Below are 23,458 nucleotides of genomic sequence, written 5' to 3'. Positions count from 1 at the left end.
AGATAAACTTCTCATCCTCACAGGGAAGACGGTAGGAGAAACCCATGAACGTGATATTTCCAGCAACCTATTATGATTCGTCCTCTGAAGAGAGCGTTTCGACGATTGGGTTCGCAGACAGTGCAGATGATCCACAGCATTTTCTCATTTTGCAACGAGCGGAAGAACCTGATGAGCAAGACGAAGAACTGGGTCAAGACACCTATTATGTTGAGATAGGCAACCCAAACGTAGCGGGATATGGCGGTATTGATGCTGTTTTGGTTACGACAAACAACATCATTTTTACGTGCTCAAGTACAACGAACTGGTGCCAAAAGATAAAAACCATTGAGATAGGAATCGAGCCACAATTGGGAACCCCTGGCGAAATTGAAGCCTCGCTTCGGGAAATATTTATTGATACATCAACACGCGTCTCTCGGTCATAGCCGAAGTCTACTGCTCGTGAAACGTGCTTACGGAAAAAAGACATGCGAGCCTCTTTTTGGGCTAACATCGGGACATTATTTCACTTCACCGACTCAAATAGTGGTAACCACTCACCTATGTTAATTCGTGTCTATGTAGCAGATAACGATGGACCAACTTTTGAAGTGCTACCCGTCAGAGAAATCGAGAAAGACACTTACGAATTGCTGTCTTCTCCCGGCCTTGCGTTAAATTTAGCACGCGGGGATATCTTCCGAATTAACGATAAACATGCCCATCCAGAAGTGCTGCGCAGGGGCGGTAATTTTTGCATTCATATCTATGCTGATTATCTTCCCCCTGAAGATATCGCCAGTTTAGAAAAGGAGGTGGGTAGCCAGCTCAATGGAACATTAGACGGCGTATATCAGGGCAACTTATCATTGGCAGTGCCTGCCAGAAATGGGATGGATAAGATTGCCGACGTTTTCGATGCCTTTCGCGAAAAAACAGGTGTGCAGTGGTACTTTGCGAATATTTATAAGAACATTGACGACGACGAAGATGAGACACTTTTAAACTGGTGGCTAGATAGCTAAGCGCCCATCAGCCAACGTCTCAGACGGCATAACGTGTTTCGGAATCTCGGAATGCATAGAACATCACAGCGGATTGAACCATGCAAAAAGCGGCTCGCCCCCTACCCGGCACACGACAGCAGCAGATCTGCGATAAGTACCAATTGCCACCGCATTCCCCAGAGGAAATGGTCGCTATTGCCTTAAACACCTTACAAAACTCCCCCATTTACGGAACCCGAATTCCCTTGCCAGAAAACGGCACAATAAGCTGGTTTATCCACTGCGGCGAACATTCAGCCAAGAGTGGTTTTTACCAGCCCCTTCACACCAGTCACTTAGAGGAAATGTTGCCTGAAGTTGTGCCTTATCTATTTTTATCCGAAGGGACGAAATTCATTATCGACCGGGACGGGTATGAGGACGTTTGGACGAACGAGGCAGAATAGAAAAACGCCCTGAAAGCCTCTCAAGGCGTTTTAGCATAGACGGAGATATTTACTGTTAAGTTATAGTGCGACACTAAAATAATAAGCATCGCAATATTTCACATTATCTAAAATAAAATCACAGCCTATCGTGCAGCATTCAACGGAATTTCAGGATCCGGTTCGTGAGTCATACGATTACGTAAATCACGACGAATAATTTCAATGGACCAGAACCAAATGAGGTGACCTACAATCTCAGACACATGTTCATACCAAGGGAGAACAAACAGAGATGGCGTAAGCCCCATCAATGGGAATGAGATCATGTGGACAAATAATTGAGCCAGCGCGCCCGCCAGCAAGCCTTGCCATAATTTTATTTTAGGAAATACTTCTGCAACAACGCAGTAACCTACAGCAAAAACAATAGAGAAAATAATATGCGTCACACCAACCCAATTGAATACGTGGCCAGCAAAGGTATAAACCGCTGCATTAGGGTCAACGACGCCAAGCCAATCGCGTAAAAAAATGTAGGGTGGGTTAAGAAAATTACGAGAGCAGTCAATGTGATCGGCAGCTCTAATCAGTGATTCAGGTACGCAAGCACTACTAAACATATCCGTAGGGCTACGTGGAGGAAGCGGATTTTCAGCGCCCCACTTAACAAAAGATGAAACAATACCAGCAATCAAACCAATAAAAGCGGCTAATCCATAGCGTCTCCGGGATGGAGATGTTTGTTCAAAAAAGTTCATTTTTTTACCAATCTAACCATTAAAGGTTATATTCTTACATAGGTATTATGGACTGATAAAGAGGTTAATTGGTCTATCGGGTAATCTCTCTAGTATATTTTGTTATTAGGAACGCGGTTTTAAATTTTATAAAAATAAAAAGAAGACACCATGCGTTGGTTTTTTGTGAAATTTTTACTCAATAATTTAAAAACCAGATTCTTTAACGCATCAAAAATACCCAGCCAAAATAGAAAAATGAATAATAACTCACCGATAATATTACCAATAAGAAATAGACTGGTTATTTTTTTGTGAAAGCATAACAGTTTAATAACGTATTCTTTCACACAGCATCACACAAAAGCTCTATCCGGATTTTTCACTCATATCCGCGAAAACAGATATTCCATTGCTATAGTGCGACGAAATGAGGCACGCCAAAAACCTCATCCAGGCTGATTCCTTATTCTGGTCTGAGCCAATCTGGGCGCTGATGCGCCTCACGCCAGAATAGTGCGGCTATTCCCCAGGGCGTTCCATCCTGATGGCGTAATTGCAGACCACGCCACCGTAAATCGGAAATGTCTGGCCATTTTTCTTGATGCGGATTCCAGTATAATGATGGGCAATCCCCTGCTGAGACACATTTTCAAGAAACTGCTGTCGGGCTGGCTGCAAATCGGCCTCAGCACTCAGTCGGGAAGGCAACGCCAGCATTTCCGTTTCTGTGTAGCCAAAACAATCGAGCGCAAAGTGATTGGCATAGATAAAGCGAGGTTCATCCCCTGTTCCTTGTGCTAGCAGACTATAAGGAGCTTGTTCATGCAGCCATCGATAACGGTCGGCCAAACCAGTAGGGGAAGGCAGTGAAGTACCGTTCAATGCCAGATAACATGAATCAATCTTCTCAAGTAATGTAAGCAACATCGCTTCTCCTTAACGGTTTCTTCGTCATGAATGGCGCCCAGCCGTTGATGCGCATCAACCAGCACATCGATCAAGGGTAGTAATAAAAACCGATACCACCACCAAGATTCCAAAGAAAACCCGTCATCATCAGCGCAGCTAAAAGCCTTTCACATATATATTTTTATGGAATTGAAAATCTACTTTTATTCTTTTACATGCATAAGGCCGCCCTCTAGAGTAGCGAAAAGACCGCCGAGTATGGCTTCATGTCATTGGTAAAGGACACAAGGAATGGAAAAAAATCATCCGCAAGTTACGACTCTCGCTGCAGGGTTACTCTCGTTACTTTTTGCACTCAATCCTGGCGCTTATGCTGCACAAAGCGGTGAAAAACCGGTGTCTGGCGGTATCCTGAATGTCGGGCTGGGCAGCGATACGCCGATTATCGACCCGCACATTACGGCCTACGGCGTAACGGCGCTGATTGCGCGTAACGTGGTGGATTCACTGGTTGGACAGGCGGAAGATAACCGCTTTACGCCCTGGTTGGCGGAAAGCTGGAAAATTAACGACAACAACACCGAATACACTTTCCATCTGCGTAAGGATGTGACGTTCAGCGATGGCACCAAGCTGGATGCCGCAGCGGTGAAATACAACATCGAGCGTATTCTCGATCCGAAAACCACCTCCAGCTACGCGAAATCGCTGTTAGGCCCTATCGACAAGATTTCTACGCCGGATGACTACACGATTGTGCTCCACTATAGCTCTCCGTTTGCGGCACTGTTGCAGGGGCTGAGCCTGCCGTATCTGGGCATTCAATCACCGACTTACCTGAAGAACACACCAAATACCAGTAATACCGTGGTCGGCTCCGGGCCGTTTATTCTCGACTCCTTTGTAAAAGGCAGCGGCAGCAAGCTGACGAAACGCCCTGATTACAACTGGGGACCGGGTTATGCCAAACACACAGGCCCAGCTTATCTGGATGGTCTGGTGTTCAAGTATCTGCCGGAATCGTCGGTTCGCCTTGGCGCACTGAGCAGCGGCCAGATTCAGGCTATTGACGCCGTGCCGCCAGCCAATTTTCCGACGGTGAAGCGCAATCCGAAGCTGGAAGTGATCACCTATGAGAACCCGGGCGTTAACCGCGTGCTCTACCTCAATACCACCAAAGGCCCCTTCCAGGATGTCGCGGTGCGTAAGGCATTCCAGAGCGCCGTAGATACCAACGCAGCGGTGAAAGTTGCGTTCTTTGGTACGCTGAAAGCCGCCGATAACGTTCTCGGCCCAGCCACGTTGTACTACGATCCGAGCGTCGCATCCCGCTGGGGCTTCGATGTGAAAAAAGCCAATGAACTGCTGGATAACGCAGGCTGGAAACAGAAAGACGGCGAAGGCTTCCGAACCAAAGATGGCAAGCGCCTGAGCGTCAGCTTCGTGTACGCTTCAACCAACGTTGAAGCTGCGGATGTCGCACTGTTCCAGGCGGTGCAATATCAGGTGAAGCAGGCGGGCTTTGAAGTCAAACTGACACCGGTTGATGCGGGTGAATTTACTACGCGCACCAATGCCAATGAGTACGATATCGCCTCCAACTTCTTCGTGCGTGCGGAGCCGGATATTCTGCGTACCGTCTTCGATTCGGCCTATGCGCCACCGAATGGCAACAACTTTACGCGCATTAGCGTGCTGGATGACAAGCTGAGAAAAGCCATCGGTGCAGGCGAAGCGGAACGCAAACAGCTCTATAGCGAAATACAGCGTGAGGTCATCGATCAGGCGTATGTGGTTCCATTGTACATTCCCGCCTACCAACTCGCCCTGTCCAAACAGGTACAGGGCATAAGCTGGGCTACCAACGCAAAACCGAACTTCTATGATGTCTGGATTAAACGTTAATCTGTACGCGTTAGGTAAACGTCTCTTCACCATTTTGGCTGTGCTCTGGGGCGCAGCCACATTGACGTTTATTGCCGTCAAACTGATCCCCGGCGATCCCGTTGCCATTCTTAGCGGCGGCGATAACGTGGTGGATGAAGCCTATCGCGCCGTACTCATCAAACAATTCGGGCTCGACCAACCGCTGTGGGTACAATATCTGCGCTACTGCGGACAGGCGCTACAGGGTGATTTTGGCGTCAGCTATCTCTATCGTCTGCCAGTCGGCAGCGTAATTAGCGATGCGATGCATGAAACCCTGCCGCTGGCGCTCGGCGGCTTGATTCTGGCGTTGTTCCTTGCGATTACCAGCGCACTGCTGACCGCAGGGCGTTATGGTGCGCTGCGTACCACCGTTTCCTGGCTGGAACTGACGCTGCTTAGCACACCGGTCTACTGGATTGGGATCGTACTGCTGAGCCTGTTCAGCTTTCGTCTGCAATGGTTTCCGGTCACGGGCAACGACGGCGTGATGTCGCTGGTGTTGCCGGTTATCACGCTGAGTCTGCCGATTGCCGCCATTCTGAGTCAGGTGCTGCGTGACGGTCTGGAAGAGGCGCTCTCCCAACCGTTTTCGTTAACCGTACGCACACGCGGCGTCAGTGAAATCCGACTGCGTTTCCGCCACGGTCTACGCCATGCGGCGCTGGCAGCCTCAACGCTGACTGGCACGCTGCTGGCAAGCGTACTTGGCGGCTCCGTGTTGACTGAAACCGTCTTTGGCCGCGCGGGTATCGGGCAGGTCACGTTGAGCGCGATTGAAAACCGCGACATGCCGCTGGTGCTGGGCGTCGTGATGCTGTCCGCGTTCCTGTTCGTCGTCATCAACCTGCTGGTGGATGCGCTGTATCTCATCATCGATCCCCGCTTACGCAAGAAGGCGAGCGCCCATGAGTAGTGAACCGATGCCCTTTACGCAGACGCCCTCAAGAAAAACCTATCGCAGCCCGTGGCTGAGCACCGCAACGCTATTGCCTGCCGCTATCGTTTTCCTGCTGGCGCTGGCGGTCTTTTTTCCTTCGCTGTTTACCAGCCGTACCGCCGATGAAATGGATATGGGAGCGGTATTTCAGCCACCGAACGCCACCTATTGGTTCGGCACCGATCAGCTGGGACGCGATATTTTTTCCCGCATCGTTCACGGCACTTCCTTGTCGCTGGGCATCGGCGTCGGCGCAATGCTGATCGCCTGCTTCGGCGGCGTGCTATTTGGCACCCTATCGGTGCTCGCGCCGCTGCGTATCCGTCAGGTTCTGGTGCGCCTGTTGGACATCATGCTGGCGTTTCCCGATCTGCTGCTGGCGTTACTGGTGATCGCCGTACTGGGACGCGGCCCGGAAAACACCATGCTAGCCGTTGGGCTGGCGGGGATTGCAGGCTATGCGCGTTTAATTCGTTCTCAGGTGCTACAAGTCAGGCTATCCGGCTATGTCGAGCACGCGATTGCGCTGGGCGAGCACCCGCTGTATATCGTTTTCCGCCATATCATTCCCAATACGCTGCGCCCGTTGTTGATTGTCGCTACCATCGGCGTTGGCCACGCGGTGCTGTCCGCCTCGGCGCTGAGTTTTCTGGGCTTGGGCGTTGTGCCACCGACTGCCGAATGGGGCGCGCTACTGGCTGACGGACGTAACTTCCTTGATATCGCGCCCTGGGTCAGCCTGCTGCCCGCCAGCGTCGTTGCGCTATCGGTGATTTCTATCACGCTGCTCGGGCGTCGTTTACAGACCATTTTGGCAAAAGGAGAGGCACGATGAGCCTGAATACACTTCCTCACCCCGCTCATGCCGCTTCAGAAGCCCCCGCAAAGACGCCGCTGCTGCGTGTAGACGGCCTGAGCGTCACCTTTCCCAGCCCTTTCGGCCCCATTCGTTCGGTTAAAAACCTCTCTTTTCAGGTCAATGCCGGAGAAATTCTGGCGCTGGTCGGCGAATCGGGTTCAGGGAAATCCGTCACCGCTCGCACGCTCGTGGGTCTGGCCGGTGAAGTCGTTGACATACAGGCAAACGCGATTGAACTCACGCGCCATGACGGCAGTCTGTGTGATTTACGCTATCTGACCGACCGCGACTGGCGGGCGATTCGTGGCCGTGAAATCGGCTTTGTTTTACAGGATGCGCTGGTGTCTCTCGACCCGCTGCGCAAGATAGGGCAGGAAGTCGCCGAACCGATTCTGACCCACCGCCTGCTGCCCCGCCAGCAGGTTCCCGCGCGCGTCGCCGAACTCCTGACAAAAGCAGGTATTCCCGACCCAGAGAACCGCGCCGCCCAGTATCCGCATGAGCTATCCGGCGGCCTGCGCCAGCGAGCGCTTATTGCTTCCGCGTTGGCAGCCGGCCCACAGTTGCTGATTGCCGATGAACCCACTACCGCGCTGGATGCCACAGTGCAAAAGCAGGTGCTGAAAGTCTTCACCGCCTTGGCGCAGGCAGGACACGGCGTGTTACTGATCACCCACGATCTTGCTGTCGTCGCAGATGTTGCGGATCGCGTCATCGTGATGCAGAACGGATCGTTGGTTGAAGGCGGTGAGGCACGACAAATCCTGTCAGCACCGACGCATCCCTACACCCGCAAATTGCTGGCAGCGATCCCAACGGCTTCTACGCGTGGAAAGTGGCTGGCTGGCGTCGATCCCTTACAGAATGGCATTGCTCCCTCAGCCGCGTCTCTGGCGACAACGCACACTGACGATACCATCGCCCTGACGGCGGATCGCATTGCAGTGTCGTTCAAACGGCCGGACGGCAGCAGGATGCAGGCCGTCAATCAGGTGTCTCTCCAGATCAAACGCGGTGAAACGCTGGGTATCGTCGGGGAATCCGGCTCGGGTAAAACCACGCTGGGCAAAGTCATTCTGGCGCTGCAAAAACCAGACAGCGGCGAAGTCCGACTGGCGGACCATGCCTGGAGCGCTTTAACAGAGCGCGAGCGCCGACCGCTACGCGCACGCATTCAGACGATCACACAGGATCCGCTTAGCTCGTTCGATCCGCAATTTACCGTCGCCCAGATTTTGAACCAGCCGCTGCGCCTGCGCCGCGATCTGAGCGACGACGAGAAACAGCGCCGCATTCTGACGCTACTGGAATACGTTGGCCTGACGCCCGACCTGCTGAGCCGCCGCCCAAGAGCGCTGTCCGGCGGGCAACGCCAGCGCGTTTCCATCGCACAGGCGCTGGCTTCAGAACCTGAGATACTGATCTGCGACGAACCGGTATCAGCGCTGGACGTCACAACACAAGCACAGGTACTGGACTTACTCGTCGCGTTGCAACGCCAACTGGGGCTGACAATGTTGTTTATTTCTCACGATCTGGGCGTGGTACAGCACATGAGCCACCGCATCGCGGTGATGAAAGACGGGGATATCGTAGAAACGGGGCCGGTCGAGCAGATCTTCAATCAACCGCTGCACCCTTACACGCGCCTGTTGCTTTCAACGGTGGCGGAGTAGCGCTGTTGAAGAAAGATTGGGTGGTTAAAAACGCGGCGACATTGTACAATGATAAGTACATATCAGGAGGTACAAATGCGTACAATTAGCTACAGTGAAGCCCGACAAAATCTATCGGCGACCATGATGAAAACGGTCGAAGACCGTGCTCCTATTCTTATCACTCGACAGAATGGTGAAGCCTGCGTGCTGATGTCTTTGGAAGAGTATAACTCTCTAGAAGAAACCGCGTATTTACTGCGTTCACCAGCCAATGCCAAAAGACTGATGAACTCAATCGAGAGCCTTAAGGCTGGCCATGGCGAAGAAAGAGATATCATTGAGTGAAACTAATCTGGTCAGAAGAAGCATGGGAAGACTACCTGTACTGGCAGGACATCGATAAGCGGATGGTCAAAAAGATCAATGAATTAATAAAAGAAACGCGCAGAACACCTTTTGAGGGAAAAGGAAAACCAGAGCCACTTAAACATAACCTTGCTGGTTTCTGGTCGCGCCGTATCACCGAAGAACATCGTTTGGTTTATGCCATCACCGATGACGCCATGATGATCGCTGCCTGCCGCTACCACTATTAACCCGCCATTAATTCATCGCACCCAATAGCTAAAAAGCGCCGTCACTCCACATTCAGGAAGCGCTGACGATAGGCACTGGGAGAAACGCCAAACGCCTGATGGAACACCACAGAGAAGTAGTTGCTGTCTTCAAAGCCGCACAGCGCGGCAACGTCGCCAATGGTTTGCAGGTCATAACGCAGCAACTCCATCGCCTTACAGAGCCGTAACTGGCGCAGGTAGTGTGGCACGCTCATGCCGGTTTGTTCTTTAAAGCGTGAACGTAAACTGCGAGCGCTGAAGTGGTGCTGTTCGCAGAAGGCTTCAAAGCGAAACGGCGTCGCAATGCTGGCACGCAACGCATTCATCAACATATCCAACTGGTGCGCATCAGCCAGTTGTGGATTATCCGGCGTGTGGCGATAGCGCGCCGCCAGCAGCGCAATCTGCAACAGCAGCGCTTCACTCAGTTGCAGCGACAGCGCATCAGACTTCATACACTCCTGCCTCAGCGCATCCACCTTCTCACGAAGGGTATCCATGCCTTCCGAGCCTAAGCACCAGTGACGCTGGCTTTGTGGGCGTTCCCCACTCGGCAGCAGCATCTGCCAATCAGCAGATAGCGTCAGGCGATTGCGGATATAGAGGATGTTGTCCAGCTCAAGCTCGTGGACGGATTCATAGCTGTGACGATCGTGTGCGGAAACATAGAACATATCGCCACGGGTAATGCGGTAAGGCACATCGTTCCAGAGGTGCAGGCCATTGCCACGCCAGACAATCACCAGTTCGTCAAAATCATGATGATGCAGCGGAAACACCGGCTGCGGATGCCGCTCGGCCACCATCACGGCATTCTTGTCGGTGAGGAAATAGTCTTCAGTCTGTAATTTCAAACCCCGTACTGCTGTCGCCATTCCCTCACCCGCCGTTGCCGTTACCTACTCTTCACGAGAAAACGCCTGATGGCGTAGTGACTTAGGCGCCTGCGAGAATGCCTTGCGGAATTGCGTCGAGAAGTGATTGCTGTCGCTAAATCCACAGGCGTGCGCAATGGTAGTGATCGAGTCATCACTCTGCTGCAACCGCCGACGCGCCTCCAGTAATCTTAACCGATTCAGATAGCGTTGTGGCGTCATACCTGTGTGTTGTTTGAGCTGGCGATGCAGCGTGCGCAGCGGCAGTGAGAACTGATCGGCCAGGCTGCCCCAGTTCACCTCTTCACTGTAGTTGTTTTGCAACCAACCCAGCAGCGCCTGTACTCCCTGACGTTCAGATCCATTGCTCTGGGTCTGGAAACACTGCTGACGCAACTGCACCAGAATATGCAGAAACAGGCTCTCGCTGGCGGCAATCGCCTCCGGCGCATCGCTCTGCGCTAATTCAGCCAGGCTGTTCAACGACTGCTTCAACTGCTGCATCCCCGCCGCATTCACTTGCCACTGCCCCTGCCACTCGCCGTTCGGGCCATACGGCAAGAAGGCGGCGATGTCGGAAAGGAAACGAAACCCGCGCGGCGAACGGTACAGCATATTAGTCAGGCACAACCCTTCCACATCTTCAAACAGATGCCTGTCGTTATCGCGAACAAAGAACACCGAACCGCTGCACAGCGCATAAGGCTGATCGTTAAACACATGGACGCCAGCGCCCTGTTCCACCAGCACAATTTCCCAGAAATCATGGTAGTGCTCAGGAAACGCCGTTTGCGGGGTGCGTGGTTCTACCGCAACCGTTACGGCACGCGAAGTAAAAAAATCATCACCACGAAGTAACGTCATTTCAGTTCTCCATTCGGCCTCTGGCAAAAATGCGGCCTTTGAAAAAGAGTAGTCATAAGCCACAAAACCAGCCTTCAAATACCGTCACCCACGCGCCATCTGACTGCTCTTTTTTTAAGATCTCACCGCCCAATTGATTGAAGTGTGGTAAGGATCACACCGCTTTCCCCCTGATTTTTCCGTGGTTATTCCCTGAATAATTTCCCAGATTGTGAGCCCTTTCACGGTCAGCTTTGTCATTTTGCCAGCCGCCTGTTGTTGATGGCACTCATCGGAAGGTGGCTGCGGTGACCGCTCTTTACACTGCAACACATCCAACAATAAGGAGTGCGGCTATGGCGGTGAAGAATATCGTGGCGGTGGATTTAGGGGCATCCAGTGGTCGGGTCATGCTGGCAACCTTGCATACCGCAACGCAGCATCTGACGCTGAAAGAAATTCACCGTTTCAGCAATACGCTGGTGTTTCAGGACAACCACCACCAGTGGGATCTCGCCGCACTGGAACGCGATATCCTCATGGGATTACACCAAATCGATGCTATGGGTATCGCGCCTGATAGCATTGGAATCGACAGTTGGGGCGTGGACTATGTGCTACTCGATAAGGACGGGCAACGTGTTGACCTCCCCTATTCCTATCGCGACCACCGCACCGACGGCGTGATGGCTACCGTCACTGCCGAGCTGGGGCGTGAGGCGATCTATCAGCGTACCGGCATTCAATTCCTGCCGTTTAATACGCTGTACCAGCTTAAAACCCTGTGCAATGCGCCGTCTGAGAATCTGAATCAGGTGGCACACCTGTTGATGATCCCCGACTATTTTCATTATCGCCTCACGGGGAATCTGGTCTGCGAATACACCAACGCCAGTACAACCCAACTGCTTAATCTGGAAAGGAAAACCTGGGACGGCACGCTGCTGGATTATCTGGGCGTACCACGCCGCTGGTTGAGCGACCCCGTGCAGCCGGGACACGTCGTAGGAAATTGGGTAGCACCGAGCGGACGACAGATTCCCGTCACCGCCGTCGCCACGCATGATACCGCCAGCGCGGTGGTCGGCGCGCCGTTGCAAAGCCGCGACAGCGCTTATCTCAGCTCCGGCACCTGGTCGCTGATGGGCATTGAGAGCGACACACCGTTTAACAGTCCACAGGCGCTGGCCGCCAATATCACCAACGAAGGCGGCGTGAATGGCACCTATCGGGTGCTGAAAAACATCATGGGCCTGTGGCTGTTACAGCGGGTCTGCCAGGAATGTGACATCAAGGATTTAGGCGCGCTGATTCAGTCCGCCGCCGCTCTGCCTGCCTTCGACAGCCTGATTAACCCGAATGACGAGTGCTTTATCAATCCGCCGTCTATGCATCAGGCAATCCGCGACTATTGCCGTGAGCACGGCCAGCCCGTCCCCCAAAGCGATGCCGAGCTGGCACGCTGTATCTTCGACAGCCTCGCGCTGCTCTACCGCCAGGTGGTGCTGGAACTGGGCGAACTGCGGCACGCACCAATCCGCCAATTGCACATTGTCGGCGGCGGCAGCCAGAACGCTTTCCTGAACCAACTGTGCGCCGATGTGTGCCAGATTCCGGTTCTGGCCGGGCCGGTCGAAGCCTCGACGCTTGGCAATATCGGCTGCCAACTGATGGCGCTGGGCGCCGTCGCTGACCTTGCCGCTTTCCGGCACATGCTGACTCATAACTTCCCTCTGCATCGCTATAACCCGCGTGCGGAGAGTGATTTTGCCGGGCACTGGCGTCGTTTTCAGGCGCTCAGCCAGCCAGAAACCGCCCCAAAGGGCAAAAAGGAGACCACGCAATGAGCACACCGATTGAAACCGCCTGGCAGTTGGCAAAAGCGCGTTATGCCAGCCTGAATATTGACGTAGAGGCCGCGCTGGAACAGCTCGATCAGATTCCGGTATCAATGCACTGCTGGCAAGGTGACGATGTGGCCGGATTCGAAAACACCGGTGGGCCGCTGACCGGTGGCATTCAGGCCACCGGCAACTACCCCGGCAAAGCGAGCACGCCAGATGAACTGCGTGCCGATCTGGAACAGGCCTTTGCGCTGATCCCTGGCCCCAAACGGCTGAACCTGCACGCCATCTATCTGGAATCCGCACAGCCCGTCGCCCGTAACAAGATTGCCCCCGAGCATTTCCGCACCTGGGTTGAGTGGGCTAAACGCCACCAGCTCGGGCTGGATTTTAACCCGACCTGCTTTTCGCATCCGCTGAGCGCAGACGGTTTTACCCTGTCGCACCCGGACGAAAAAGTACGTCGCTTCTGGATTGAACACTGTCAGGCCAGCCGCCGGATTTCTGCCTACTTCGGTCGCGAACTCGGTACGCCGTCAGTCATGAACATCTGGGTGCCGGACGGCATGAAAGATTTAACCATCGATCGTCTGGCGTTCCGCCAACGGCTACTCAGCGCACTGGATGAGATCATCGCTGAGCCGCTCGATCCGGCACACCATATCGACGCGGTGGAAAGTAAGCTGTTCGGAATCGGCGCAGAAAGCTTTACCGTCGGCTCCAATGAATTCTACCTCGGCTACGCGGCCAGTCGCGGCACCGCGCTCTGCCTGGATGCCGGACACTTCCACCCCACCGAAGTGATTTCCGACAAGATCTCCAGCGCCATTCTCTACGTCCCCCGCCTGCTGCTGCACGTCAGCCGCCCGGTACGCTGGGACAGCGATCATGTGGTGCTGCTGGACGACGAAACGCAGGCCATCGCCCACGAAATCGTGCGCCATAAGCTGCTTAACCGCGTGCATATCGGGCTCGATTTCTTTGATGCCTCAATCAACCGCATCGCCGCCTGGGTCATCGGCACCCGCAATATGAAGAAAGCCCTGCTGCGCGCGCTGCTGGAACCGACAGAAACGCTGCGCACACTGGAACAAAACGGCGATTACACCGCGCGTCTGGCGCTGCTGGAAGAGCAGAAATCACTGCCGTGGCAGGCCGTGTGGGAACACTACTGCCAGCGTCATGACGTACTTCCGGGCAGCGAATGGCTGCAACAGGTGCGTCAGTATGAAGAAACCATCCTCACTCAACGTCAAGGGTAAGATTATGCAAGCAATTCTCTCTTCCTGGTTTGTACAGGGAATGATTAAAGCCACCAGCGACATGTGGCTCAAAGGCTGGGACGAACGTAACGGCGGTAACGTCAGCCTGCGCCTGACGGCTGAGGATGTGACACCTTATGAAAGCGACTTCTACCCGCAGCCGCGCCATGAGGCGCTATCACAACCGATGCCCGAACTGGCTGATTGCTGGTTTATCGTCACGGGTTCCGGCAAATTTTTCCGCAACGTTCAACTCGACCCGGCGGATTCACTGGTGGTATTGCAGGTTGATAGCGACGGCAAAGGCTACCGTATTTTCTGGGGGCTCACCAACGGTGGCCTGCCGACCTCTGAACTGGCCTCGCATTTCCAGTCGCACATTGTACGCATGGGCGTGACCCACGGGCACGACCGCGTCATCATGCACTGCCATGCGACCAATCTGATCGCCCTGAGCTATGTGCTGGAGCTGGATACCGCGACGTTTACCCGTGAACTGTGGGAGGGCAGCACGGAGTGTCTGGTCGTCTTCCCGGACGGCGTGGGCATTGTGCCGTGGATGGTGCCGGGCACCGACGCCATTGGCGATGCTACCTCTGAGCAAATGAAGCGTCATTCGCTGGTGCTGTGGCCCTTCCACGGCATTTTCGGCACAGGTCCGACGCTGGACGACGCCTTCGGCCTGATCGATACCGCAGAAAAATCCGCCGAAGTCATGGTGAAAGTCAGATCGATGGGCGGTAAGAAGCAGACGATCTCGACCGAAGAGCTGATCGCACTGGGTAAACGTTTTGGCGTCACCCCCATGGAAGCCGCGCTGCGCGTGTAGTGAGTTTTAAGCATAAATTATTTTCAGCATAAAATGACCTTCAACCTCAAACCGCCACGGCCTCACGTCGTGGCGTTCTGCTAACGATTACAGGGGACTCATCCATGTTGCGTAAGGCTTTTGTGATGTCGGTTTTTCCTGACTGCCACGATGAATACCAACATCGCCACAACCCTATCTGGCCGGAACTGGCCGAAGTGCTGAAAAACCACGGCGCGCACCACTACAGTATTTTTCTGGATAAACAGCGCAATCTGCTGTTCGGCTATGTGGAAGTCGAATCCGAAGCACGCTGGGAAGCGATTGCACAAACGGAAGTCTGCCAGCGCTGGTGGAAGCACATGAGCGACGTCATGCCCTCCAATCCCGATAACAGCCCGGTCAGAGATGCGCTGGAACCGGTGTTCTATCTGGACTAAGGCATACTTTGTGAGCCTCATCGTGCAGCGGTAATGATATTACCGCTGTGTCGTTATGATAGAAGAGATCAAAAAGAAATAATTTGTCATTTAATTAATGGGTTTCGTTACATATAGTTATTAGCTTTAGTAAGCACATAAATATTTATTGATTATTGATGGCAGTCACATTTTATTTCCCCTATTTGTGAATGCTTTACTTCTCACATTAAAAATAAGAACATTTATTAAAACAATGTTTAACAACCACCCGCTCAATTTAAAATAAAATAGTTAAAAATAAAAAATAATCAGAACTTACTATCGATGAAATGAAGTTTTTTATTATTAAATTCCGTTTCATCACTCCACTCTCTTTATCGAATTACGTATTATAAAGATCTTATTTTATTTGCCGTTATCACTATTACCTTCTCTCTAATAATCAATAAGAATAGCGATGAAATTCTCTCAACTCACAGTGTTCTCCAAGTTATTACTCGGGTTTTCCGTCCTGGTAGCCATGATGCTGCTATTAGGTGTGGTCTCACTACTCCAGCTTAGCGTTAATAACAGTCGTATTGTTGAATTAAGCAGCAACAGCCTGCCTGGCGTGCGATATAGTTTGGAAATGCGTGGCACATTGTCTGAAACGCGTTTGCAGCAAATACAGTATATCGACTCCAAAACCCCTGAAGAGCGCGAAGGCCATCGCAAAGAATTACTGCAAAACGCCGATGCCTTCCTGGCTGCACTGAAGAACTACCAAACCGTTGCGAATAGCGAGGATAAAAAAGCGCTGATTAAAGTGATTGGCGATAATTTCTCCGGTTTTAACTCGGTCAACGCCACGCTAATTGATACCGTGAACCGGGGCGATCTGGCTGAAGCGAGTAAAATCAGCGGCGCAAGCTCCTCTAAGTATCGTAGTCAATTAATGAAAGATCTGGCCAAGCTGGTGGATATGGAAGTGGCGACGGCAAAAGATATCGTCGCCAGCGCCGATTCGACGTATAGGACGTCGCAATACTATGTTTGGGGATTGCTGCTGCTCGCTCTGCTGACGACCGCCGTTATCGCCACCATTATCTCACGCAATATTTCACGCCAGCTCGGCGGCGACCCGAATTACGCACAAGAAATCATGACCGAGATTGCCTCCGGTAATCTCACAACGGAAATCAAACTGCGCCAAGGGGATAACAGCAGCCTGCTGGCTTCCATCAACTACATGAACCAACAGTTGATGGGCATCGTGCATACCATCATGAGCGGCAGTGAATCCATCTCGCTGGCATCCAGCGAGATTGCTCAGGGTAACAGTGACCTGTCGCAGCGTACCGAAGAGCAGGCAGCCTCGCTGATTCAGGCATCGGCGAATATGCAGCAGCTAACGCACACCGTGCGCCAGAATGCGGATAACGCCAAGGAAGCTAGCCAGTTGGCACAGCAAACCTCGGAAACCGCTTCTCAGGGTGGGCTTATCGTGGACGATATGCTCAAACGGATGCATGAGATCTCCGACAGTTCACAGAAGATCGTCGATATTATAGCCGTGATCGAAGGGATCGCTTTCCAGACCAATATCCTTGCCCTGAACGCCGCAGTGGAAGCCGCCAGAGCGGGCAGCGAAGGAAAAGGTTTTGCCGTCGTCGCGGGCGAAGTTCGGACACTGGCACAGAAGAGCGCCAACGCCGCCAAAGAGATCAAAACGTTGATCGAAGGCACCGTCGAGAAAATTACCGATGGCTCTGCGCGAGCAGACAAAGCCAGCCAGGCGATGTCGGAGATTGTGCTGTCAGTGAAAAAGGTCACCGATATCGTGGCGGAGATTTCTCAAGCCTCCAACGAGCAGCATATCGGCATTAAAGAGATTAGCGTGGCGGTAGAACAAATGGACCGCGTCACCCAGCAGAACGCAGCGCTGGTTGAAGAATCCGCCACGGCGGCGCACGCCATGACGGAACAGGGCGAACAACTGCGTGATGCGGTTCGTTTCTTTAAAGTGAATCAAGACGCTATGCTGAGAATTCATTAATTCCCCTCTGCCCCGCTGGCTACCCGGCGGGGCACACATGCTTTCAGCGCCCGCCTTTTCACACTTCGCACCGACGAACGGCGCGATACCCGCTGTTCGTCGGCAAACACACTCAATTTGTCTCATGAACAAACGTTGACGTTCGGTTTAGGCAAAAGGAGTTATTGTTGCACCACTAAACTACGTATGCTGTTTTTACGTCACGGTTTCTACGTACTCTACGTATCCTGCATCGTCAACTGACGACTATTTCGCTATCTCGCCGCACGGCGATAAGGAGACAACATGGACGAACACCCTAGATGGCCCGGTAAACCGCATCCGCTAGAATAAGGATCGTCTTCTTCCCCGACCTCTCTGTTCTCTCCGCCTGCGCCGTTTACCTCCCTTAATACCTTTATTTTTCTCCGCTTTACGTCCCTTTATTCGGGATGCGCGCTCGTGCGTGGCGGACAGGCAACATTAAGAGAGCAGCATCATGACCGATATGATCACGCAAACGGGGTATCGCCGCGCCCGTAAAACCCCCACGGCCACTTTTGCGATTGCCCGTGAGGCGCAAAACAGCCTCGATCAAACGCTGGCTAACCTGAATACCCATCTGCACGGCTTAAGCCATGATGACGTCATTGAACGTCAGCAAACCTATGGCGAAAACCGCGTCGCCCATGAGAAAGCACCACACGCGCTGGTACAGTTAGCCGCCGCGTTTAATAACCCGTTTATTTACGTGCTGACCGCGCTGGCCGCTATCAGCTTTTTCACCGATTACTGGCTGCCGCTGCGCCATAACGAAGAGACATCACTCACCGGCGTGATCATCATTCTGGTGATGGTGAGCCTGAGCGGCCTGCTGCGCTTCTGGCAGGAATTTCGCACCAATAAAGCAGCAGAAGCGCTGAAATCCATGGTGCGGACAACGGCTACCGTACTGCGCCGCCCTCACGCCAGCGCCAACGCCGTCATGCAGGAAATCCCGCTTCAGCAGTTGGTGCCCGGCGATATTCTGCTGCTTTCCGCTGGCGATATGGTGCCTGCGGATGTGCGGCTGGTGGAATCACGCGATCTGTTCGTCAGTCAGGCGGTACTAACCGGTGAATCACTGCCGATCGAAAAATACGACGTGTTCAGCGATATCAGTGCCAAAGGCTGCCAGCCCACAAGCTGCGTCGGCGAAAGCGATCTGCTGTCGTTATCCAACATCTGCCTGATGGGAACCAACATTTCCAGCGGCACGGCAACGGCCATCGTCGTGGCGACCGGTAGCCATACTTACTTTGGCTCGCTGGCGAAATCCATCGTCGGCACCCGTTCCCAAACTGCCTTCGATCGCGGCGTCAACAGCGTAAGCTGGCTGCTGATCCGTTTTATGGTCGTGATGGTGCCCGTCGTGCTGCTGATCAACGGCTTCACCAAAGGCGACTGGATGGACGCCAGTCTGTTTGCGCTGGCGGTCGCGGTTGGCCTGACACCGGAAATGCTGCCGATGATCGTCTCGTCCAATCTGGCAAAAGGCGCGATTGCCATGGCACGGCGCAAAGTCGTGGTCAAACGCCTGAACGCGATTCAGAATTTTGGCGCGATGGATGTACTGTGCACCGATAAAACCGGTACGTTAACGCAGGATCGCATCATCCTTGAGCATCACCTGAATACGCAGGGTCAGGCCGATGAGAGCGTGCTGCAACTCGCCTGGCTCAACAGCGCGCATCAGAGCGGCATGAAAAACCTGATGGATCAGGCGATCATGCAGTTTGGCCGCCATAACCCCGCCATCGCCGCGCTGGGCCGCTATCGCAAAATCGATGAGCTGCCGTTTGATTTTATTCGCCGCCGCCTCTCCATCATCGTTGCGGATGAACACAACCAGCAACGCCTGATTTGCAAAGGCGCGGTAGAAGAAATGCTGTCTGTCGCCACACACGTGAATGAAAACGGACAGCGGTATGAACTGGACGATGAACGCCGTAATACGCTGAAAACGCTGGCGGAAAGCTACAATCAGCAAGGGTTTCGCGTGTTGATGATCGGCACCCGTGAGCTGAGTCCGGTGGGCAGCACGCTGCCACTCAGCGCCGAGGATGAACGCGGCCTGACCCTCTGCGGCCTGCTGACGTTCCTCGATCCGCCGAAAGAAAGTGCCTCTGCCGCCCTTCGTGCCCTGCATGAAAATGGTGTGACGGTTAAAGTCCTGACGGGCGATAACGCGATCATTACCAGCAAGATCTGCCGCGACGTCGGGCTGGAACCGGGCGACGTACTGGAGGGGAATGCGATCGATGCGCTCAGCGATGAGCAGCTTGGCGTATTGGTGGAACAGCGCACCATTTTTGCCCGGCTGACGCCGCTGCAAAAATCTCGCGTACTGAAGGCGCTGCAAGGCAATGATCATACGGTCGGCTTTTTAGGTGACGGTATCAACGATGCGCCCGCCCTGCGCGATGCCGATATCGGGATTTCTGTCGATACCGGCACGGATATCGCCAAGGAATCGGCTGATATCATTCTGCTGGAAAAGAATCTAATGGTGCTGGAGGAAGGCGTTATCAAAGGGCGTGAGACGTTCGGGAATATCATCAAATACCTGAACATGACCGCCAGTTCTAACTTCGGCAACGTGTTTTCGGTGCTGGTCGCCAGTGCCTTTATTCCGTTCCTGCCGATGCTGGCGATCCATCTGCTGATTCAAAACCTGATGTATGACATCTCCCAACTGTCGCTGCCGTGGGACAAAATGGATAAAGAGTTCCTGCGTAAACCACGCAAATGGGATGCTAAAAATATCGGTCGCTTCATGCTGTGTATCGGGCCGACGTCATCGATTTTTGACATCACCACCTACGCGTTGATGTGGTTCGTGTTTGCCGCTAACAGCGTAGAACATCAGGCACTGTTCCAGTCAGGCTGGTTCGTTGAGGGATTACTGTCACAAACGCTGGTGGTGCATATGCTGCGTACCCAGAAGATCCCGTTTATTCAGAGTACAGCGGCGCTGCCAGTGATGTTGATGACAGGATTGGTGATGGCGATGGGCATCTATCTACCGTTCTCACCACTAGGGCCGCTGGTCGGGTTACAGCCGCTACCGTGGGAATACTTCCCCTGGCTGGTCGCCACGCTGATTGGCTACTGCACCGTCGCTCAGTTGGTCAAACGCGCCTACATCCGCCGCTTTGGCCAATGGTTCTGATCCCTTCTTGACGTTTTCACGGCGGGTGCGCTGTCGCCCGCCGTACGTACTCAAACAAAGGCTGATGATAAAGGCATATTACATACCAAAACCATCGTTTGATGCCGTACACAATCAGGCATGATAGAGGAGCATTCGATCTGTCACGATCATTTGATATTTCACACTACGGACAATAGAAAATCGGTAAAAGGAGTTCAATGATGATACCCGCACGACTAAGGAAAGCCTTATTACTCACCCTGGCTTTGGCCTCCGCGGCCACCTTCAACGCAGTGAGCGCCATAGCAAACTCAGCTTCAGCAGCGAGTGTAGAGGCGACGGGCCTCGTTGATAGCATTACCTTTGGTGATACGGCGTCAGAAAGCGGTCACGGCCTCAATGGAGAAAACAGCCAAATCCTCTCAGGCGCACTGGGCGAATCAGCCCGTAAATTACTCCCTTTCCAGCAAACAGGTATCTACGGCGGCAGCCTGACATTTACCATGCAGGTCGATCCACTGCGTCGCAATTATGTTTCTGTCAAACTGTGGGGGGAAGACGACGGCAACATTAATACGGGCCGTCTCTACCTTTATATGATCAAAGACGGTGTCGAATATCAAATAGGCTATCGTCATGAAGGCGACTATGCACCGCTCAGCGTCGCTCACTGGCATAAGCCGCTACCGGGGCGTTTTTTCTACTCTACGACGCTACTGCCTTATGCTATGACCAGAGGCAGCACGTCCGTCACGCTGAAAATCGTCTCCACTGGACGGCTCTATCCCTTCGGTTCCGGCGGGCCTGAATCTACCAGCCCTTATCAGTATGCGATGAACCAGCCAAGCCGAGGTATTTATCGCGCCTACACGCATGTTGACCCCTTCCTTAACGTCGCGGGAGAAAAACAGGGTAGCGAGCCAGCCGTAACGACACGCCCTTCACCAGGCGATGACATTCTCGGCACAAATGGTCGGTTTCGTACTGCGGTGAATAACCGGATTAAGGCGCTTCTCAATAAATCAGCAACTACCGATGCATTATCTGGGGGAGATTTACGCTATCTGGCGCGCGCCTGGTCTGTTCCCGAACTCGCGGGTTATAAAAATTCGGCTGTCGTTGAAAAAGTCATCGCAACACTTGATGCCTACGCGACGCAGTATTATGCCGACCCCAATCTGGCGACAAAAAACTGGGGCGGTAATTACGGCGATTTAGGACAGGCGATCTACTACCTTAACGATGCTTTCACATCTGCGCAGCTTAATGCTGCCGTCAACTACGGCAGTGTGGGTAATAAATCGCGCCGTCTCGCCTGGGCAGACATGCTGTTCGCCAGCCGTGAATTTGGCCGCCAGAAAGATCGCAGAACCTTGACGAACCAATCACTGATCGCCAGCACCAATATTTATTTCGCGAATAAAGGGATGCTGACATTAGGCGATTCACGCGCCTTTGCAGAGAACATTGCGCAGCGTTATATCAAAGAAGCTGCAGGCATGTTGCCCTGGACAGGGAATGATCTTAACGGACCGGAAGAAGGCGGACAAAAACCATACGGAAGCCATTATTATCAGGTGACCAACAAAGGTCAGACGCGCGAATGGGGCTATCTCGGTGCAGGCTATGGTGAAGTTCAATCGTACCTTGCCGAGTATTATCGCGTGACAGGCAATGAAGATTTTCGTAAACAGATGATCAAAATGGCTAATGCGCGTGCGCCTTTCCGTCGCCCAGCGATTGAAATAAGTAACGGCGCCAATTACCGTTCGGTGGAAGCCATCGGCCTGCTAGCCTGGCGCGGCGCACACGAGAGTGACGGTAATTTCGCGGGCTATCTCGCTTACGTCGATACCCTCAATACCAATGAACGCGCCAAAGGACTGCGCGTTGCTGCTGCCAGCAAAGATGCAACACTGATTGGGTATGCTAAACAGATGCTGGAGGACAATCAGTTCTTTGCCAACCTAGACGGCGCAGAGTCTGCCTTTGAAGCGCTGGATGTTTTTGCCGATTATCAGACGATCAAAGCCGCAAGCAACAGTGGTGCGCGTCTGCCAATGAGCGAAGGCCAGCCGGATTTTGCCTGGGCGGACGAAGAGAACGCCATCGTAGCCGTCAAAAAAGGTAATGAGCGCCTGTGGCTGACGACATATTGGCAGGCCAAAGCAGGAACCGGCATCAACGGGCTGGCGCGTTTCCATTTCAGCACTCCGGGCTATGATCAGTATGGTGTACTGGAAACCACCCCGATCTTTCGTTCAACGGCGAGCTATACACGCCCTAACCGCATCGACATGCCGGAGAAAACACCCTATACGCCTCCCAATCCGCCGACTAACGCCTATGCTGGTGAAATCCTGCCGCTCGGCATTAAACCTGAAGAGGCATCCAACGATGAACCTTTCCGAGGCAAGGCCGATTTCTATGCCGCACGTTTCGGCCACTATCTCATTGGTATTAATGCCAGCGCCGACAACCGCTACGCCCTGAAAACACCAGTCGGCTTTAAGGGCGCGGAAGATCTGGTATCACAGCGAACGCTGTCCGGTAACGTGACCGTCGATCCACGCTCTACCGTTGTGCTCTACCTGAATGACACCCGTGATGCCAAGGCCGTACCCAGCACGCCACTGCATCTGGGGTCACAGAATACCAACGGTGTAAACGCATTATTCTGGACACCATCATCAGGCAGCCAGAACTATAAAGTGATGCGATCCACCAGCGAGAACGGGACTTATAAGGCAATTGCCACCGTCACGGATAACAGCTATAGCGATCGCTCTGGCGGCGCGTCTGGTCGTTACTATTACCGGATCGTGGCCACCAACAGCAATGGAGAAAGTACTCCTTCAATGTCAGCTCACCCCTGATAGTTTTTCTATCTGCATGCGCGTAGCCCTGATTCTTTGGGGCTATGCCGCATTAACCTTTCGGTTATCCGTTACTCCGCTCGCATTCAGATCCAATCAAAATCGCTCAGTCACCGCTCGCCACATCCTGTATTCGTCACGCAAATACCCATATTGAGTTATTAAAGAGTTAGATAACGAGGTAGTACCATAGCCTAATAGTGAAATCTTCTTGTGAAAGAAGTCCAACCAGAGTAGACACACTTTTTTTAT

20 protein-coding genes are annotated in these 23,458 nt (G+C 53.1%); 16 read left to right on the top strand and 4 right to left on the bottom strand.

The window, feature by feature from the left end:
• Positions 1-44: 44 nt before the first annotated feature.
• The 3 genes from LCF41_RS02400 (at position 45) to LCF41_RS02390 (ending at position 1,438) form a co-directional block, all read left to right on the top strand.
• Positions 45-431 (top strand): Imm10 family immunity protein, encoded by a 387-nt coding sequence (locus LCF41_RS02400; protein WP_225086730.1) that lies wholly within the window; start codon positions 45-47, stop codon positions 429-431.
• 42 nt (positions 432-473) lie between these two features.
• Positions 474-1,010 carry a DUF4265 domain-containing protein gene (locus LCF41_RS02395; RefSeq protein ID WP_225086729.1) on the top strand — a complete coding sequence of 179 codons (537 nt, stop codon included), beginning with the start codon at positions 474-476 and terminating at the stop codon, positions 1,008-1,010.
• An 80-nt stretch (positions 1,011-1,090) separates the two neighbouring features.
• Positions 1,091-1,438 carry an immunity protein Imm33 domain-containing protein gene (locus tag LCF41_RS02390; protein WP_225086728.1) on the top strand — a complete coding sequence of 116 codons (348 nt, stop codon included), beginning with the start codon at positions 1,091-1,093 and terminating at the stop codon, positions 1,436-1,438.
• Positions 1,439-1,563: 125 nt separating this feature from the next.
• On the opposite strand, the gene LCF41_RS02385 is transcribed toward LCF41_RS02390, so the two are convergent.
• Both LCF41_RS02385 and LCF41_RS02380 read right to left on the bottom strand, forming a co-directional pair.
• Complete coding sequence (locus LCF41_RS02385) at positions 1,564-2,178, bottom strand: YagU family protein (RefSeq protein WP_225086727.1); 615 nt, start codon at positions 2,176-2,178, stop codon at positions 1,564-1,566.
• A 501-nt stretch (positions 2,179-2,679) separates the two neighbouring features.
• Entirely contained in the window at positions 2,680-3,087 is a 408-nt protein-coding gene (locus LCF41_RS02380) for an MEKHLA domain-containing protein (RefSeq protein ID WP_225086726.1), read from the bottom strand.
• Between the two features lie 273 nt (positions 3,088-3,360).
• On the opposite strand from LCF41_RS02380, the gene LCF41_RS02375 reads away from it, so the two are divergent.
• The 6 genes from LCF41_RS02375 (at position 3,361) to LCF41_RS02350 (ending at position 9,048) form a co-directional block, all read left to right on the top strand.
• Entirely contained in the window at positions 3,361-4,974 is a 1,614-nt protein-coding gene (locus tag LCF41_RS02375; protein ID WP_225086725.1) for an ABC transporter substrate-binding protein, read from the top strand.
• Entirely contained in the window at positions 4,952-5,911 is a 960-nt protein-coding gene (locus tag LCF41_RS02370) for an ABC transporter permease (protein ID WP_012773138.1), read from the top strand. Before LCF41_RS02375 ends, LCF41_RS02370 begins: the two co-directional genes overlap by 23 nt.
• Positions 5,904-6,770: an ABC transporter permease gene (locus LCF41_RS02365; protein ID WP_225086724.1), complete on the top strand. Its 867-nt coding sequence runs from the start codon at positions 5,904-5,906 to the stop codon at positions 6,768-6,770. The genes LCF41_RS02370 and LCF41_RS02365 overlap by 8 nt, the downstream gene beginning before the upstream one ends.
• Positions 6,767-8,470, top strand: coding sequence for a dipeptide ABC transporter ATP-binding protein (locus LCF41_RS02360; RefSeq protein ID WP_225086723.1), 1,704 nt, complete (start codon positions 6,767-6,769; stop codon positions 8,468-8,470). The genes LCF41_RS02365 and LCF41_RS02360 overlap by 4 nt, the downstream gene beginning before the upstream one ends.
• 75 nt (positions 8,471-8,545) lie before the next feature.
• Positions 8,546-8,797, top strand: a complete 252-nt coding sequence (yefM, locus tag LCF41_RS02355; RefSeq protein WP_225086722.1) for a YoeB-YefM toxin-antitoxin system antitoxin YefM — start codon at positions 8,546-8,548, stop codon at positions 8,795-8,797.
• Entirely contained in the window at positions 8,794-9,048 is a 255-nt protein-coding gene (locus tag LCF41_RS02350) for a Txe/YoeB family addiction module toxin (RefSeq protein ID WP_039282578.1), read from the top strand. The genes yefM and LCF41_RS02350 overlap by 4 nt, the downstream gene beginning before the upstream one ends.
• Before the next feature lie 41 nt (positions 9,049-9,089).
• Here LCF41_RS02350 and LCF41_RS02345 read toward each other — a convergent pair whose 3' ends face one another.
• Both LCF41_RS02345 and rhaS read right to left on the bottom strand, forming a co-directional pair.
• Positions 9,090-9,944 (bottom strand): helix-turn-helix domain-containing protein, encoded by an 855-nt coding sequence (locus LCF41_RS02345; protein WP_225086721.1) that lies wholly within the window; start codon positions 9,942-9,944, stop codon positions 9,090-9,092.
• A gap of 24 nt (positions 9,945-9,968) precedes the next feature.
• Complete coding sequence (gene rhaS / locus LCF41_RS02340; protein WP_225086720.1) at positions 9,969-10,808, bottom strand: HTH-type transcriptional activator RhaS; 840 nt, start codon at positions 10,806-10,808, stop codon at positions 9,969-9,971.
• 335 nt (positions 10,809-11,143) lie between these two features.
• Between rhaS and rhaB the strand changes: the two genes are divergently transcribed.
• The 7 genes from rhaB to LCF41_RS02305 all read left to right on the top strand — a co-directional run bounded on the left by rhaB (position 11,144) and on the right by LCF41_RS02305 (position 23,206).
• Complete coding sequence (gene rhaB, locus LCF41_RS02335; protein ID WP_225086719.1) at positions 11,144-12,634, top strand: rhamnulokinase; 1,491 nt, start codon at positions 11,144-11,146, stop codon at positions 12,632-12,634.
• A complete protein-coding gene (locus tag LCF41_RS02330; RefSeq protein ID WP_225086718.1) occupies positions 12,631-13,893 on the top strand; it encodes an L-rhamnose isomerase in 1,263 nt (420 codons plus the stop codon). Before rhaB ends, LCF41_RS02330 begins: the two co-directional genes overlap by 4 nt.
• A gap of 4 nt (positions 13,894-13,897) precedes the next feature.
• Positions 13,898-14,722, top strand: coding sequence for a rhamnulose-1-phosphate aldolase (rhaD, locus tag LCF41_RS02325; protein ID WP_225086717.1), 825 nt, complete (start codon positions 13,898-13,900; stop codon positions 14,720-14,722).
• Positions 14,723-14,826: 104 nt separating this feature from the next.
• Positions 14,827-15,141 (top strand): L-rhamnose mutarotase, encoded by a 315-nt coding sequence (rhaM, locus tag LCF41_RS02320; protein WP_225086716.1) that lies wholly within the window; start codon positions 14,827-14,829, stop codon positions 15,139-15,141.
• Between the two features lie 439 nt (positions 15,142-15,580).
• Positions 15,581-17,158, top strand: a complete 1,578-nt coding sequence (locus tag LCF41_RS02315) for a methyl-accepting chemotaxis protein (protein WP_225086715.1) — start codon at positions 15,581-15,583, stop codon at positions 17,156-17,158.
• Positions 17,159-17,636: 478 nt separating this feature from the next.
• Entirely contained in the window at positions 17,637-20,348 is a 2,712-nt protein-coding gene (gene mgtA / locus LCF41_RS02310) for a magnesium-translocating P-type ATPase (protein ID WP_225086714.1), read from the top strand.
• A gap of 200 nt (positions 20,349-20,548) precedes the next feature.
• Positions 20,549-23,206, top strand: coding sequence for a fibronectin type III domain-containing protein (locus tag LCF41_RS02305; RefSeq protein ID WP_225086713.1), 2,658 nt, complete (start codon positions 20,549-20,551; stop codon positions 23,204-23,206).
• The last annotated feature ends 252 nt before the right edge of the window (positions 23,207-23,458 follow it).

Source organism: Pectobacterium colocasium (assembly GCF_020181655.1).
In the GTDB taxonomy this organism is placed as follows: Bacteria; Pseudomonadota; Gammaproteobacteria; order Enterobacterales; family Enterobacteriaceae; genus Pectobacterium; species Pectobacterium colocasium.
The sequence above is the reverse complement of the archived record's forward strand: the minus strand, read 5'-3'. Positions and strand labels throughout refer to the sequence as shown.

What these genes read in the sequence shown, in the direction of transcription:
- LCF41_RS02400 (WP_225086730.1), top strand. Translation starts at nt 45, where the DNA reads ATGAACGTGATATTTCCAGCAACCTATTATGATTCGTCCTCTGAAGAG.
- LCF41_RS02395 (WP_225086729.1), top strand. Translation starts at nt 474, where the DNA reads ATGCGAGCCTCTTTTTGGGCTAACATCGGGACATTATTTCACTTCACC.
- LCF41_RS02390 (WP_225086728.1), top strand. Translation starts at nt 1,091, where the DNA reads ATGCAAAAAGCGGCTCGCCCCCTACCCGGCACACGACAGCAGCAGATC.
- LCF41_RS02385 (WP_225086727.1), bottom strand. Translation starts at nt 2,178, where the DNA reads ATGAACTTTTTTGAACAAACATCTCCATCCCGGAGACGCTATGGATTA.
- LCF41_RS02380 (WP_225086726.1), bottom strand. Translation starts at nt 3,087, where the DNA reads ATGTTGCTTACATTACTTGAGAAGATTGATTCATGTTATCTGGCATTG.
- LCF41_RS02375 (WP_225086725.1), top strand. Translation starts at nt 3,361, where the DNA reads ATGGAAAAAAATCATCCGCAAGTTACGACTCTCGCTGCAGGGTTACTC.
- LCF41_RS02370 (WP_012773138.1), top strand. Translation starts at nt 4,952, where the DNA reads ATGATGTCTGGATTAAACGTTAATCTGTACGCGTTAGGTAAACGTCTC.
- LCF41_RS02365 (WP_225086724.1), top strand. Translation starts at nt 5,904, where the DNA reads ATGAGTAGTGAACCGATGCCCTTTACGCAGACGCCCTCAAGAAAAACC.
- LCF41_RS02360 (WP_225086723.1), top strand. Translation starts at nt 6,767, where the DNA reads ATGAGCCTGAATACACTTCCTCACCCCGCTCATGCCGCTTCAGAAGCC.
- yefM (WP_225086722.1), top strand. Translation starts at nt 8,546, where the DNA reads ATGCGTACAATTAGCTACAGTGAAGCCCGACAAAATCTATCGGCGACC.
- LCF41_RS02345 (WP_225086721.1), bottom strand. Translation starts at nt 9,944, where the DNA reads ATGGCGACAGCAGTACGGGGTTTGAAATTACAGACTGAAGACTATTTC.
- rhaS (WP_225086720.1), bottom strand. Translation starts at nt 10,808, where the DNA reads ATGACGTTACTTCGTGGTGATGATTTTTTTACTTCGCGTGCCGTAACG.
- rhaB (WP_225086719.1), top strand. Translation starts at nt 11,144, where the DNA reads ATGGCGGTGAAGAATATCGTGGCGGTGGATTTAGGGGCATCCAGTGGT.
- LCF41_RS02330 (WP_225086718.1), top strand. Translation starts at nt 12,631, where the DNA reads ATGAGCACACCGATTGAAACCGCCTGGCAGTTGGCAAAAGCGCGTTAT.
- rhaD (WP_225086717.1), top strand. Translation starts at nt 13,898, where the DNA reads ATGCAAGCAATTCTCTCTTCCTGGTTTGTACAGGGAATGATTAAAGCC.
- rhaM (WP_225086716.1), top strand. Translation starts at nt 14,827, where the DNA reads ATGTTGCGTAAGGCTTTTGTGATGTCGGTTTTTCCTGACTGCCACGAT.
- LCF41_RS02315 (WP_225086715.1), top strand. Translation starts at nt 15,581, where the DNA reads ATGAAATTCTCTCAACTCACAGTGTTCTCCAAGTTATTACTCGGGTTT.
- mgtA (WP_225086714.1), top strand. Translation starts at nt 17,637, where the DNA reads ATGACCGATATGATCACGCAAACGGGGTATCGCCGCGCCCGTAAAACC.
- LCF41_RS02305 (WP_225086713.1), top strand. Translation starts at nt 20,549, where the DNA reads ATGATGATACCCGCACGACTAAGGAAAGCCTTATTACTCACCCTGGCT.